Source organism: Geodermatophilus sp. SYSU D00879, assembly GCF_054050375.1.
In genome coordinates this window covers 228,783-241,515 of sequence record NZ_JBJGZF010000005.1, presented here as the reverse complement: position 1 = coordinate 241,515, position 12,733 = coordinate 228,783, and the positions used below count along the sequence as shown (strand labels likewise).

At 73.7% G+C, this 12,733-nt stretch carries 12 protein-coding genes; 10 read left to right on the top strand and 2 right to left on the bottom strand.

Translation table 11 applies throughout. The features are described 5' to 3' along the window. Window positions 1-8 precede the first annotated feature (8 nt). From ACI79B_RS09775 to ACI79B_RS09765, 3 genes are all read left to right on the top strand, one after another. Window positions 9-1,076 carry a DNA polymerase domain-containing protein gene (locus tag ACI79B_RS09775; protein ID WP_456928570.1) on the top strand — a complete coding sequence of 356 codons (1,068 nt, stop codon included), beginning with the start codon at window positions 9-11 and terminating at the stop codon, window positions 1,074-1,076. Window positions 1,077-1,389: 313 nt separating this feature from the next. Beyond that, the gene (locus tag ACI79B_RS09770; protein WP_456928571.1) at window positions 1,390-2,265 is read left to right on the top strand and encodes a GNAT family N-acetyltransferase; all 876 of its coding nucleotides are present in this window, start codon (window positions 1,390-1,392) and stop codon (window positions 2,263-2,265) included. Then, complete coding sequence (locus tag ACI79B_RS09765; RefSeq protein WP_457000119.1) at window positions 2,205-3,227, top strand: DMT family transporter; 1,023 nt, start codon at window positions 2,205-2,207, stop codon at window positions 3,225-3,227. The genes ACI79B_RS09770 and ACI79B_RS09765 overlap by 61 nt, the downstream gene beginning before the upstream one ends. Before the next feature lie 303 nt (window positions 3,228-3,530). Here ACI79B_RS09765 and ACI79B_RS09760 read toward each other — a convergent pair whose 3' ends face one another. Beyond that, window positions 3,531-3,779 (bottom strand): hypothetical protein, encoded by a 249-nt coding sequence (locus ACI79B_RS09760; RefSeq protein ID WP_456928573.1) that lies wholly within the window; start codon window positions 3,777-3,779, stop codon window positions 3,531-3,533. 146 nt (window positions 3,780-3,925) lie between these two features. Between ACI79B_RS09760 and ACI79B_RS09755 the strand changes: the two genes are divergently transcribed. The 7 genes from ACI79B_RS09755 (at window position 3,926) to ACI79B_RS09725 (ending at window position 10,690) form a co-directional block, all read left to right on the top strand. Beyond that, entirely contained in the window at window positions 3,926-4,270 is a 345-nt protein-coding gene (locus tag ACI79B_RS09755; RefSeq protein ID WP_456928574.1) for a hypothetical protein, read from the top strand. A 12-nt stretch (window positions 4,271-4,282) separates the two neighbouring features. Further along, entirely contained in the window at window positions 4,283-5,281 is a 999-nt protein-coding gene (locus tag ACI79B_RS09750) for an SMP-30/gluconolactonase/LRE family protein (RefSeq protein ID WP_456928575.1), read from the top strand. A 5-nt stretch (window positions 5,282-5,286) separates the two neighbouring features. After that, complete coding sequence (locus ACI79B_RS09745) at window positions 5,287-6,492, top strand: heme-binding protein (RefSeq protein WP_456928576.1); 1,206 nt, start codon at window positions 5,287-5,289, stop codon at window positions 6,490-6,492. Continuing rightward, window positions 6,489-8,102: an SMP-30/gluconolactonase/LRE family protein gene (locus ACI79B_RS09740; protein ID WP_456928577.1), complete on the top strand. Its 1,614-nt coding sequence runs from the start codon at window positions 6,489-6,491 to the stop codon at window positions 8,100-8,102. Before ACI79B_RS09745 ends, ACI79B_RS09740 begins: the two co-directional genes overlap by 4 nt. Next, a complete protein-coding gene (locus tag ACI79B_RS09735; protein WP_456928578.1) occupies window positions 8,099-8,644 on the top strand; it encodes a redoxin domain-containing protein in 546 nt (181 codons plus the stop codon). Before ACI79B_RS09740 ends, ACI79B_RS09735 begins: the two co-directional genes overlap by 4 nt. A 72-nt stretch (window positions 8,645-8,716) precedes the next feature. Continuing rightward, window positions 8,717-9,298 carry a DUF421 domain-containing protein gene (locus ACI79B_RS09730; RefSeq protein WP_456928579.1) on the top strand — a complete coding sequence of 194 codons (582 nt, stop codon included), beginning with the start codon at window positions 8,717-8,719 and terminating at the stop codon, window positions 9,296-9,298. A gap of 573 nt (window positions 9,299-9,871) precedes the next feature. After that, window positions 9,872-10,690: a DUF427 domain-containing protein gene (locus ACI79B_RS09725; protein WP_456928580.1), complete on the top strand. Its 819-nt coding sequence runs from the start codon at window positions 9,872-9,874 to the stop codon at window positions 10,688-10,690. Between the two features lie 72 nt (window positions 10,691-10,762). On the opposite strand, the gene ACI79B_RS09720 is transcribed toward ACI79B_RS09725, so the two are convergent. Further along, entirely contained in the window at window positions 10,763-12,505 is a 1,743-nt protein-coding gene (locus ACI79B_RS09720) for an MOSC domain-containing protein (protein ID WP_456928581.1), read from the bottom strand. Window positions 12,506-12,733 lie beyond the last annotated feature (228 nt).

Genomic DNA, 12,733 nt, shown 5'->3' with positions numbered 1-12,733 from the left:
CTGAGCGGATGGCGAGCAGCAAGGACGCGGTCACGCTGACCGTCGACGGGCACGAGGTGCGGGTCTCCAACCCGGAGAAGCCGTACTTCGCCGAGCGCGGCATCCGGAAGATCGACGTCGTCGAGTACTTCGTCAGCGTCGGCGAGGGGATCCTGTTCGCCCTGCGGGACCGGCCGACGACGCTGGAGCGCTGGCCCGGCGGCGTGTTCGAGGGCGCGCGGCTGTCGACCCGGATGGACAACACCGGCGACGCCTTCTACCAGAAGCGGGTGCCCAAGAACGCGCCCGACTGGGTGCCGACGGCGCACATCACCTTCCCCAGCGGGCGGACCGCCGACGAGATCGCGCCGGACTCGGTCGCCGTCGTCGCGTGGTGCGCCAACCTCGGCACGCTCACCTTCCACCCGTGGCCGGTGGACCGGACCGACGTCGAGTCGCCCAACCAGATCCGCATCGACCTGGACCCGCAGCCGGGCACCGACTTCGCCGACGCCGTGTGGGTCGCGCCGCACGTGCGGGAGCTGCTGCACGAGCTCGGCATGGAGGGCTGGCCGAAGACCTCCGGCGGCCGCGGGGTGCACGTGTACGTGCCGATCCAGCCGCGGTGGACGTTCACCGACGTGCGCCGCGCGGTGATCGCCTTCGGCCGCGAGCTGGAGCGCCGGCTGCCCGACCGCGTGACGATGTCGTGGTGGAAGGAGGAGCGCGGCGAGAAGATCTTCATCGACTACAACCAGATGGCCCGGGACCGCACGATCGCCTCGGCGTACTCCATCCGGCCCAAGCCGCACGCGCCGGTGAGCGCCCCGCTGGACTGGGACGAGCTGCCCGACGTCTCGCCGTTCGACTTCACCGTGCTCACCATGCCGGAGCGGTTCCGGGCGGTCGGTGACAAGCACGCCGGGCTGGCCGGGCACGCCTACTCCATCGAGCCGCTGCTCGAGCTCGCCGAGCGGCAGGCCGCGGACCAGGGCCTGGGCGACCTGCCCTATCCGCCGGACTACCCGAAGATGCCGGGCGAGCCGATGCGGGTGCAGCCCAGCCGCGCCAGGCGCCCCACCAGCGAGAACGCCTGATCCCGGCGCCGCCGAAGAGGCCGACGCGCTGCTCACGCCCAGCCAGGCCGCGGCGACCACCTGCAGACCGGCGAGCGACTGCCCGGACTCGCCTGTCCCGGGCAACGCCGTTCCAGCGGAGTAACGCCGACGACACGACGACGGACCCTCCCGTGAGTTCCCGTCATGAGCCGGGATCCCGACGGAAGGGCTCGCCATGGAGCTTCCCTCGCGCGCACCCCGAAGGCTGCGCCCGTCGCGCCCGGGGATCGGCGCGGCCGACCGCGACGACGGAACCGCCGGCACGACCCCCCGTCGGTGGCTGGCCACACGGATGGCCCACCCGGTCCGCGACCTCGAGCGGTCGGCGGCGTTCTACCGCGACCTCCTGGGCCTACGGCCGCAGGGTGGCTTCACCGGCCACGACGGCTACGACGGCCGGTTCTTCGCCCTGCCCCGGAGCGCGGAACTGGAAGTGACCACCGGACCGGCCGGCCCAGAGCGCGGCACGGAGGAGGACCTGCTCGTCCTCTACCTCCCGACGTTGGAGGAGGTCCACCGGACCGCGTCGGAACTCGAGGCCGCCGGCGCCATCGCTGTCGAGGCAGCCAATCCGTACTGGAACCGGTGGGGACGCACCCTGCTCGACCCGGACGGCAACCGCGTGGTGATCGCCGCGCCCTCGCCGGAGCCGATCAGCGCCGCGACCGTCCGCGTGGAGACCTACACGGGACCGCGGGAGAACCTGCGCGGGTCTTTCCGGCTGGCCGAGGACTCCCCCGACCAGCTGGCCGCGTACCTGCACGCCGGGCTGGTGCTGGTCGCCGTGTCCGCCTCGCAGATCGTCGGCCACCTGCAGGTGATCCATCGCGATGATGCCGGGCTCAGTGAGATCAAGAACATGGCGGTACAGGAAGACCTGCAGGGCCGCGGCATCGGCGCCCGCCTCGTCCAGGCCGCCGTCGACGTCGCCCGGCGGGACTCACGGACCGCCCTGGTGGTCGCCACGGCAGCAGCCGACGTCGGCAACCTGCGCTTCTACCAGCGGCAGGGATTCCGCCTGAGCTCCGTGGAACGGGATGCGTTCACCACTGCAACGGGCTATCCGCCGGGGATGCGCATCGACGGCATCGAGGTGCGCGACCGGGTGTGGCTGGACCGGCCGCTCCTCCAGCGGATGCCGCCGTCTCCGTCCCGGCCTCAGCCGTGAGTCGACCGCGCGCATGGGCGGCGCTGATCCTGGCGGCCGGATGCTTCGGCTTCGACACGACGCTGTCCTCGTACGTCCTTCGTCATCTCCGCGTGGCCGACCTCTTCCTCCTCGAGACCACGGTCGGCGCCGTCGCGGTGTGGGCGCTGCTCCTGGCCACCCAGGGCTTCCGGCGCCCTCGCAGCATTCGCCGGCTGGCTCTCCTCGGGCTGGTCGAGCCCGGCGCGGTGTTCCTGCTGTTCAACCTCGGGCTCACCAGGACCAGCGCGGTCAGCGCAGGCCTGCTGGCTGCCACCGACACGCTGATCGCCGTGGTTGCGGCCGTCGCCGTGCTGCACGAACGGCTGCCGGCCAGGGGCTGGGTGGCCCTGGCCGGCGGGACGGCGGGGACAGCGCTGGTGTCCCTCGGACCAGGCGGCGGAGAGGCCTCGCTCACCGGCAACCTGCTCGTACTGGCGGGCTCGGCTGTCGGAGCGAGCTACTTCCTCATCGGCCGCCGGCTCCCGGCAGACGACACGACGCTGAGCGGAACGGCCTGTCAGCTGCTGGCCGGGTGCGGCATGGCAGTGACCTACACCGCCGTCAGCTGGCCGACGCAGGGCTCGGCGCTGCCGTCCGCGCCCGCCGGCCTCGTGCTCGCCGCCGTCGCGGCCGGCATCGTCGGGACCGCCATTCCCTTCTACCTGCTCAACCGCGCCCTCGAGACGACATCGGCCTCCACCGCGGCACTGGTCCTCAACCTCGTCCCCGTGTTCGCGGTCGCCACCGCGGTGCTCCTGCTCGGAGAGAGCCTGCGGCTGCCCATGCTCCTCGGCGGTGGCCTCATCCTCGCCGGCCTGGTCGTGCTGGCCAGGTCAGAGGCCGGACAGCCGGGGAACGATCAGCCGCCCCAGGAGGTCACCGAGACTTCCCCGCACACGTCGGTCCCCTGCCCCGCCGAAGCGCCGGCTCCTTTCTGCTGAGCGGAGCCCGGCCGCTCTCGGCTCCTCGGCGTCCGGTTCGCCGGTTCCCGCGCCGGCGCTCCGCCGTGGAACGGGATCGAGCCGCCAGGCGGCTCGGCGAGGATCCGAGGTCGGCTCCGAGGTGCCGGCCATGACGCACCGCTGACGACCCGGCCCGGCGGCCGGCGATGCGCTGGAGGCCCACCGACGACCGGATCCGGAGCGTCACGGTCCGTTCGCTTCGTCCCACGCCGGCTGCGACGCGTCCCGGGAGGACCGGAGGTCGGCGCGTCCGACCGACCGTGGTCCTCGCCGCGCCAACGGTCAGGCCACCTGCAGGATGTCGTCCTGCGGAACTCCGTGCGCACCGGCGTAGGCGTAGGGATGGGTGAACGCATAGCCGGCGCAGTCGGCCTCCACGTCCAGTTGCAGGCAGGCACCGGAAGCCCAGTTCCACACGACGACGACCGCGCCGCTGGTCTCCCGGTCCCAGAGCAGCGTCACTTCGACGGGGCCCTGCTCGCGCTTGTCCAACTCCAGGACCCGGCGCCTCTGACCGGTGCTCTCTCTCATGGCCCGCACCCCCAGGTTCTGGACGGAGATTCGGCGGCCGAGCGGCTCATCGCATCTGTCTCCGCTGTGCCTTCGGGGTTACACCATCCGGCCCGGATCGTCGGCGGCCGCAGGGAACGTCGACTGGAGTGCAACGCCGGGAACTGATGGCGGACTACACCCGCATGACGACGGCCGAGATGTCGCGGGGTCGGCTGCAGGTCTGCGCCGACCGGGTGGCCCTGCGCGTGCACGACGCGCGGCGCGATCGCCTCGCAGGCATCTGGCTGCCGGGTTCCCGCCGGACGTGGGCCCGGGCGACCGACGCGCTCTGGCGGCCCAGGGGCGACGGCGCTCGCGGGGCGATGCAGCGGCTGACCGGCCCCGAGGCGGTGGAGCGGTCACCGCGGCGCCGGCGCGGCGAGCCGGGGCCCCCGCTCACCGAGCAGGACCTGGACCGCGTGCTGACGGCGGCGCGGGCGACGCCCAGTTCGCTCGCCGCGCCCGAGTGAGAGGAGCGAGTCGTGGGCTCACCCGACGGGGTCGCCGTTGCCACGGACACGTCCGCGGACCACTTCGTCGCGGCGGACCAGTCGTTCGTCCATGTGACGGGCGCCCATCCCCTGCTCGGCCGTCTCGCCCGCTGCGACGCCCACGAGGGGCCGACGTACCTGCCCGGCGACCTGCCCGGCGAGGACGCCGTGTACGTCACCACGGTGCCCCGCGGCCGGCCGCGCGCAGCGTCGATCAAACGGATCGCCCTGGACGGTGACCGGGTGGATCTGGAACCGGAGCGGATCACCGTGACATCCGCGGATGCGGTGATGCCCAACGGGATGACCGCATGGCGGGGGCGGCTGCTGGTGTGCGAGCAGGGGGACATGGCGCGGCCCGCGCGCCTGTCCCTGCTGGACCCGGTCACCGGGGCCGCGACGACCGTCGTCAACACATCCGGGTGGGCAGCGCTCAACTCGCCGAACGACGTGGTCGTCGGGCCCGACGGCTGCATCTGGTTCACCGATCCGTCCTACGGACACCTGCAGGGTTTCCGCCCCCCTCCGCAACTGCCCGACGCCGTCCACCGGTTCGACCCGGCGACCGGGCGGGAGCACACCGTCGCCGACGATCTCGACAAGCCCAACGGGCTCGCGTTCTCACCCGACGGCAGTGCCCTGTATGTCGCCGACAGCGGCGCCGAGCACGAACCGGGCAGCTGGGCACCCGAGCGCCCGCACCACGTCTACGCCTACGACGTCGCCGCGGGAACCGGGCTGGGCTCGCGGCGGGTCGTGGACGTCACCCCGGCGGGCACCCCGGACGGGCTCGCCGTCGACGAGGCCGGCCGGGTGTACGTCTGCTGCCCCGAGGGCGTGCGGGTGCTGACCCCCGACGGGACCCTGCTGGGCCGGATCGCCGTGCCGGGCGCGGTCAACCTCACCTTCGGCGGTCGCGACCGCGACCGGCTGTTCATCACCGCCGACACGGCCGTCTGGATGGCCGTGCTGAACACGAGAGGAGCGTGACCGGCATGGCCGCGGTCCGCACACGCAGGGTCATCGAGGGTGCCGGGGTCGACGCGGTGCTGGCCGCGGCCGAGCGGCACGCGAGGGAGCACGGGTACCGCGTGGTCATCGCGATCGTCGACTCCTCCGGCCGGCTGCTCGCGCTGCGCCGTACGGAGGGCAGCCAGGCGGCCAGCGACCAGGTGGCCATGGACAAGGCGCGGACCGCCGCCGTCTTCGTGCGGCCCAGCCGCGAGATCGAGCAGCAGGTCACCGACGGCCGGCTGGGTGCCCTGGCGCTGCACGGTGCCCGCGCGCTCACCGGCGGGGTGCCGCTCGTGGCCGCCGGCGAGGTGGTCGGCGCGATCGGCACCAGCGGGGAGACCCCCGACGAGGACGAGGCGGTCTCCCTGGCCGGAGCAGCCGCCGGGTTCGCCACGACGACGGTCCCCGCGCTGAGCTTCTCCGCCGCTCAGCTGGCCCTGCAGGCGGTCGCCGACGCGGCGACCGCGCGGGGAGTGGCGCCCGTGGCTGCGGCGGTCGACGCCGGCGGCGACCTGGTCTGCCTGTGGCGGCCGGACGCGGCGCAGGTCGCCAGCGTCGGGGTGGCCACGGACAAGGCACGCACCGCCGCGCTCTTCCGTCGGCCCAGCCGGGACTTCGAGCAACAGGCCTCCGGTGGTCGCCCCTCGGCGCTGCACCTGGCCGGCGCCGTCCCGCTGCAGGGTGGCATGCCGATCGTCGTCGACGGTCACGTCGTCGGCGCGGTCGGGGTCAGCGGGGCCTCCTCGGCCGACGAGGACCAGGAGCTGGCCGAGATCGGCCGGGACGCCGGTCAGCGGGCGGCCTCCGGCGGAGGTCGGGACGCCGTGTTCATCTCCGACGCCGAGCTGACGCAGAAGTTCCAGGACGGGGGCCTGCTCGTCGACGCGGGTCGCTACAAGGTCGACGCGGGCCGGCGCACCGCGCCCGGCGCGGTCGAGTACCACGCCGGCGTCGTCGACGTCATGCGGGTCGTCCGGGGACGGGCCAAGGTCGTCACCGGCGGCACGCTGCACTCCCCCCGTGAGGTGGCCCCCGGAGAGCTGCGGGCGGACTTCATCGACGGCGGCGCCGCCCACGAGCTCGGCGAGGGCGACGTGCTCGTCGTCCCCAGCGGCGTCCCGCACCAGTTCGTCGACGTCTCCGACCCCTTCCTGTACTTCGTCACCAAGGTGGTGACCTGGCCATGACCACCGTCACCCGACCCAGGCCGGCGGCCGCGGGGGTACCGCGCCCGTCGCAGCCGCTGCCCGGTCCGGCCGTTGCGGTCGTCGACCTGCAGACCGACGAGGGGGCCGCGTCGGTCGGCGCGACCTGGCGCTACAGCGACGCGCGGATCGAGGAGATCGACTTCGTCGCCGTGGGCTCCCCGGGAGACCCCCTCGGCCCCGGCGACGTCCCCAACCGGACCTTCGACGTGCTGCCCCACGCCGGTGCCGCCGACTTCGACGACTCGGGCTGGCGGGTGCTCCGCCCGGCCGACACCCGGCTGCGGCTGGCCGGCGGGCGGGTCTGCTTCAACTGGTACCGGCTGGCGGTGACCATCCCCGAGCGCATCGGCGGCATCGACCCGACCGGCTGCACGGTCGTCTTCGAGGTGGTCGTCGACGACTACGCCGAGGTCTGGGTCGACGGCCGGCTCCCCGTCGCCCTCGGCGACGTCGGCGGGCAGGTGGTGGCCGGGTTCAACGCACCCAACCGGGTGGTCCTCACCGAGGATGCCCGGCCGGGACAGACCTTCCGGCTCGCGGTGTTCGGCGCCAACGGCCCGATCTCCGCCTCGCCGCGCAACTACATCTGGCTGCGCACGGCCGTGCTCGACCTCTACCGCCCCGAGCAGGCCCGCTCCACCGAGGTGGTGGAACTCGGCGTGACCCGGGGTGCCGCCGGCCTGGACCCTGTGCTGGACCGCGACGCACCGCTCGAGCGGGTCGCCGCGGGCTTCCCGTTCACCGAGGGCCCGGTGTGGACCGCCGACGGCGCGCTGCTGTTCAGTTCGCCGAACACCAACCAGATCTACCGGTGGAACCCGCGCGGGTCGGTGTCGGTGTTCCGCTCGCACAGCGGCTACAGCGGCCCCGACATCGGCCGCTTTCCCCAGCCGGGATCCAACGGGCTGACCTTCGACCCGCAGGGGCGCCTCACGGTCTGCGAACACGGCAACCGGCGGGTGCTGCGCGTCGAGCCGCACGGCGACACGACCGTCCTCGCCGACCGCTACCAGGGCCGTCGGCTCAACAGCCCCAACGACCTCGTCTACCGGTCGGACGGAACGCTGTTCTTCACCGATCCGCCGTTCGGCCTGCCCGACGCCCACGACGACCCGGCCAGGGAGCTGCCCTTCAGCGGCGTCTTCGCGGTCCGCGACGGCGGAGTCCGGCTGCTCACCGACGCGCTGAGCGGCCCCAACGGCATCGCCCTGTCCCCCGACGAGCGCACCCTGTACGTGGGCAACTGGGACCGGGCCGCCACGGTCGTCATGCGCTACGACGTGGCCGCCGACGGCTCCCTGTCGGGCGGACGGGTCTTCGCCGACCTGACCGCCGCGGAGGACGAGGACTCCATCGACGGCCTCAAGGTCGACCGTGACGGCAACGTCTACGTCTGCGGACCGTCCGGGATCTGGATCCTCACACGGCAGGGACACCATCGCGGCACGCTGCACCTGCCGGAGAGCCCGCACAACCTCGCGTGGGGCGACGCCGACGGCCGCGCCCTCTACATCACCGCGCTCACCAGCATCTACCGGATCCGCACCCGGGTGCGGGGCATCCGGCCGGTCGACGAGGAGGACCGATGAGCACGGGACTGGACGTCGGCGCGGTGCTGCCCGACTTCGAACTGCCCGACGACGGCGGGACCAAGCGGCGGCTCTCCGAGCTGCAGGGCGACGACGCCCTGGTGCTCCAGCTCGGCCGCGGCGAGCACTGCCCGCGGGAGCACCAGCACCACAAGGAGCTGCTCAAGCTGCAGGAGCTGGTCCCCGTGGCGTTCACCGGGCTGGTGACCGTGCTGCCGAACAACCTGCACGACACCAACAAGATGAAGATCACCACCGGCGCCTGGTGGACCTCCCTCTCCGACGGTGACCTGGAGGTCCAGCGCGCCCTGCGGATCGACGAGTACACCGATCCGCACCACCCGGCCACCGTGCCGCACACCGTCGTCCTCGCCCCCGGCCTGGTCGTCGACCGCGTGTACTGCGGTTACTGGTTCTGGGGACGGCCGTCGGCCTACCAGCTGTGGCAGGACCTGCAGGACCTGTTCCGCCGGACCAAGCCCGACTTCGACCCCACCACCGACGAGGCGCGGGCGGCCTGGCAGCGGTCCCGGGCCTCCTGACGGCACGTCTCCCCAGATCATGGACGCCGAACGCTCCGCCGGCCGCTGGCCTGAACGGGGGTGACAGCCACCATGTCAGAGGTCTGGAGCCTCGGCGTGCCCGCCGGGGAGAAGGTGCTGCGCACGGTGCTGGTCTACGCGGCGGTAGCGCTGCTGCTCCGGGTCGCCGGCAAGAGGAACCTCGCGCAGCTCAACACGTTCGATCTCGTGGTCGTTCTGCTGCTGTCCAACGTCGTCCAGAACGCGCTGATCGGCCCGGACAACAGCCTGACCGGGGGGCTGCTGGCCGCCGCCGTCCTCCTGGGGACCAACGCCGTGGTCGTGCGGGTGGTCTCCCGCTCGGACCGAGCGGTCCGCCTGTTCGAGGGCCAGGACGTGCCGCTGGTCAAGGAGGGCCGCTTCCTGGACCGGTCGCTACGCCGCGAGGGGCTGCGCCGCGCCGACGTGGAAGCAGCCCTGCGTGCCCAGGGGGCCGACGGGGCCGACGATGTCGCCGAGGCGAGCCTGAGCCCCGGCGGCAGCATCGTCGTCTGGCTCCGACCGCCGCGCATGGGCGCCACCCGGGCCGACGTCGATGCCCTCCACCGCCACCTCGACGCCGTTCAGCGGAGGATCGCCGGCACCCCCGTCGACGGCAGGGACCCCGCCGCATGACGCGGCGCGCCGCCCGGCGACGGCATAGGCCGTCCACCGACGCTCCGCCATCGAGTTGCAGAAGGGCTCGATCTCCGTGACGGTCACCGCTCGACTCCCCGTCCCGCTCCCACGCGAGGGGCGGGAACCGCGCGATGCCCTCAACTGCGTCCACCCCGCCACGCTGCGAGCCGACGGGTCCCCGCGCAGCCACGGCGTCCGGGTCGGCGTGGACGGTGAGCACGGGCTCGTGTGCACCTCGGACACGACGGGGAAGGCGAAGGACATGCGCCGCGACCCGCGGGTCTCCCTCCCGGTCGTGGACTCCGCGAACCCCTCCCCGATGGCAGGCCGGCGAGGTCGTGTTCTCGGGGAGCGCTCGGACCACGACGGCCGGTACACGGACCCGATCGGCATCGCGTACACCAGCGCGCCCTCCCCCAGCCGCTCAGCCGACCGGATCTGCTGCGTCATCGGCGTGGAGGAGGCCGCCGCGCGCGGTCGGCGTCCACCATCGCCCCGGACGAGCCCGGTCCGGCGCAGCCACCTCATGACAGGCGCCGGCGCGCCGGGCCGGATCGGAGACGAGATGCCATGGACGACCGACGAGGCGACGTGATCGCGCCGGCGGAGGCCGACGCCCGGGACTTTCCGCGGCCGGCAGCCGAGGCGGAGCGCATCGAGCCCGCGCCCCGGCGGGTGAGGGCCACCCTGGGCGGCCAGACGGTCTTCGACACCACGCGGGCGCGATACGTGTGGGAGTTCCCGTACTACCCGCAGTACTACATCCCCCTCGAGGACGTCGATCCCCGCCTTCTGGTCGACGAGGGGCACGACCAGCACCTCACGCGCGGAACGGCGCGTCGGCACGGGCTTCGTGCCGGTGGCGAGGAGCGCCCCGGCAGCGTCCGGGTGTTCGGGGCCGGCGCACGGGACGGGATCGCGGGCACGGCCCGGTTCGACTGGGACGCCCTCGACGCCTGGTACGAGGAGGACGAGCAGGTGTTCGTCCATCCCCGCAACCCCTACGTCCGCGTCGATGCCCTGCGTTCCCATCGGCACGTGCGCGTCGCCCTCGACGGCCACCTGCTCGCCGACACCAGCACTCCCGTGCTGCTCTTCGAGACCGGACTGCCCACCCGGTACTACATCGACCGCACCGATGTGGCCGCCGCCGAGCTCAGCCGCACCCCGACCCGGACGGCGTGCCCGTACAAGGGCGTGACGTCGGACTACTGGTCGCTACGGGTCGACGGCGACCCCCCGGAGGAGTACCGGGACATCGCGTGGTCCTACTCGTTCCCCACCCACCAGGTACTGCCGATCGCGGGCCTCATCGCGTTCTACAACGAGAAGGTCGACATCGAGCTCGACGGCGTCGTGCTCCCTCGACCGCACACCCGGTTCGTCTGAGCGGGCCGGTGGGCCCCGACCTCAGCCGGTGGCACCGCCGAGGTCTCGCCGCCGCTGCGTCTGCTCGTGCTCCTACAGATCGAGCGTCACCGGCGAGGTGGGCCGAGCACTGCAGAGCAGCACGACATCGCCGCTCGGCTCGTCGAGCGGCTCCGTGACGTACTCGACCGCGCCGTCGACGAGGGCGGACTCGCAGCTGTGGCACACGCCGCTGCGGCACGACCACCGCACGCCGACGTCGCAGGCCTCGGCGAGTTCCAGCAGGCTGGCGAATCGCTCCGGATCGCAGGCGGCGGTCACCCCGGCCCGGGAGAAGGTGACCGGCCAGCCTGCTGCGGACGGCGGCGACGGTGGGTGCGGGCGCCCGGTCACGAGGCTGTCGAGGCGAGGATCGGCGCGGGCGCTGGTGCCGGTGCCGAAGGACTCCACGTGCACGGCGGCGGCGGGCAGCCCGAGGCCGGCCAGCATCTGCCGCACCTCCGCGGCGAAGCCGTCGGGGCCGCAGACGTAGGCGGAGAAGGACCGGCCGATGCCGAGGTCGGACAGGGCCTCGAGTGGGAGCCGGCCGTCGGCGTCCCCGACCCCGGCGGCCTGCGCCGCGGTGTAGCGGACGTGCCGGACGGCGGCCGGCATGGCCGCCAGCGCGGCGTCCGCCTCGGCCGCCAGGGAGTGCTCGGCCGGTGAGCGGGCCACGTGCACCCAGACCAGGCGGCGCTCCGGCCGGACGGCGGCCTGCGCGCGCAGGCACGCCAGCAGCGGGGTCACGCCGATGCCGGCGCTGATCAGCGCCACGGGGCCACTGCCCGCCGGATCGAACCCGACCCCACCCCGGGGCGCCCCGACCTCCACCGTCGCTCCGACGGCGAGCCCGTGCACCAGGGCGCTGCCCCGGCCGTCACGCTTGACGGACAAGCGCAGCTCCGGACCGGCGGGAACCGACAGCGAGTAGCTCCGCACGACGAGCCCGGCCCCGTCGCGCAGCCGCACGGGCACGAACTGGCCGGGCAGCCATGACGGCGGAGCCGTGCCGTCTCCGGGGGCCAGGTACACCGACAGCACGTGCGCCGACTCCCGTACCAGCCGCGTGACCGTGAAGTCCCGGAACCCGGCGTACGCCGGCCGGGCCGCCGGCTGCGCGGCCAGCCCCGGGTTGCCCGGGCGGTCGCCCGCGGCGAGAAGCGCCCGGAACGACCATCGCCAACCCTCCGGCAAGGCCGGGATGCCCAGGGCCGCGCGCAGCGACGCCTCGTCGCGGTCGGCGGTGTACAGCAGGGCGGACACCCGCCGCACGCTCAGGCCCCGCGGGTCGCGGTGCACCAGGCGGATCGAGTCGCCGGCGCCGACCTGCCCCTCCTGCAGCACCCGCAGGTAGAACCCCGGCCGCCCGTGGCCGGTCAGCAGCGCCGGCATCCGCGGCTCGCCGAGCCGCAGGCCGACCTTGAAACAGGTGACCCGCGGCTGGGTCACCTCGAACACCGCCGTGCCGATCGCGAGCCGGTCCCCGATGCAGACCTCGCTGTCCGAGAGACCGTCCACCGTGAAGTTCTCCCCGAACGTCCCCTCCTCCGGCAGCAGCCGCCCGAGCTCCCGCTCCCAGTGCACGTACGAGTCGCGCTGGTAGACGAACACCGCCCGGTGCTCCCCGCCATGGCCGGCCAGGTCCGCCTGGGCATCACCCACGACGTTCAGGCGCCCCACTGCGCGCCGTCCGGCGGTGGGGCTCTTCCAGATCGCGGTACGGACCACGCGGCCGCGCCAGGTGACCTCCCGCGGCTGTCCCACGCACACCGCCAGCAGCTGCCCTGCGGGGCCCATGCCTGCACTGTCACCCGCGGATGGCGGCCGTTACAGGGCGGGGCCGTCGCCGGGGACCGACAGAACCGGGCACGCCCGCCCCGAGGACGGCGGTAACGCAAGGAGGCCATCGGAGGACACAACGAAGTGACCACTCCGCAGGCTCCACCCACCGGTGCCGCGCAGACGGCTCGCGCCCCCCGGCCGCCACGAATCCGCCTGGACGGCCGGCGCCGCCGGCGATGGACG

What these genes read in the sequence shown, in the direction of transcription:
- ACI79B_RS09775 (WP_456928570.1), top strand. Translation starts at nt 9, where the DNA reads ATGGCGAGCAGCAAGGACGCGGTCACGCTGACCGTCGACGGGCACGAG.
- ACI79B_RS09770 (WP_456928571.1), top strand. Translation starts at nt 1,390, where the DNA reads ATGGCCCACCCGGTCCGCGACCTCGAGCGGTCGGCGGCGTTCTACCGC.
- ACI79B_RS09760 (WP_456928573.1), bottom strand. Translation starts at nt 3,779, where the DNA reads ATGAGAGAGAGCACCGGTCAGAGGCGCCGGGTCCTGGAGTTGGACAAG.
- ACI79B_RS09755 (WP_456928574.1), top strand. Translation starts at nt 3,926, where the DNA reads ATGGCGGACTACACCCGCATGACGACGGCCGAGATGTCGCGGGGTCGG.
- ACI79B_RS09745 (WP_456928576.1), top strand. Translation starts at nt 5,287, where the DNA reads ATGGCCGCGGTCCGCACACGCAGGGTCATCGAGGGTGCCGGGGTCGAC.
- ACI79B_RS09740 (WP_456928577.1), top strand. Translation starts at nt 6,489, where the DNA reads ATGACCACCGTCACCCGACCCAGGCCGGCGGCCGCGGGGGTACCGCGC.
- ACI79B_RS09735 (WP_456928578.1), top strand. Translation starts at nt 8,099, where the DNA reads ATGAGCACGGGACTGGACGTCGGCGCGGTGCTGCCCGACTTCGAACTG.
- ACI79B_RS09730 (WP_456928579.1), top strand. Translation starts at nt 8,717, where the DNA reads ATGTCAGAGGTCTGGAGCCTCGGCGTGCCCGCCGGGGAGAAGGTGCTG.
- ACI79B_RS09725 (WP_456928580.1), top strand. Translation starts at nt 9,872, where the DNA reads ATGGACGACCGACGAGGCGACGTGATCGCGCCGGCGGAGGCCGACGCC.
- ACI79B_RS09720 (WP_456928581.1), bottom strand. Translation starts at nt 12,505, where the DNA reads ATGGGCCCCGCAGGGCAGCTGCTGGCGGTGTGCGTGGGACAGCCGCGG.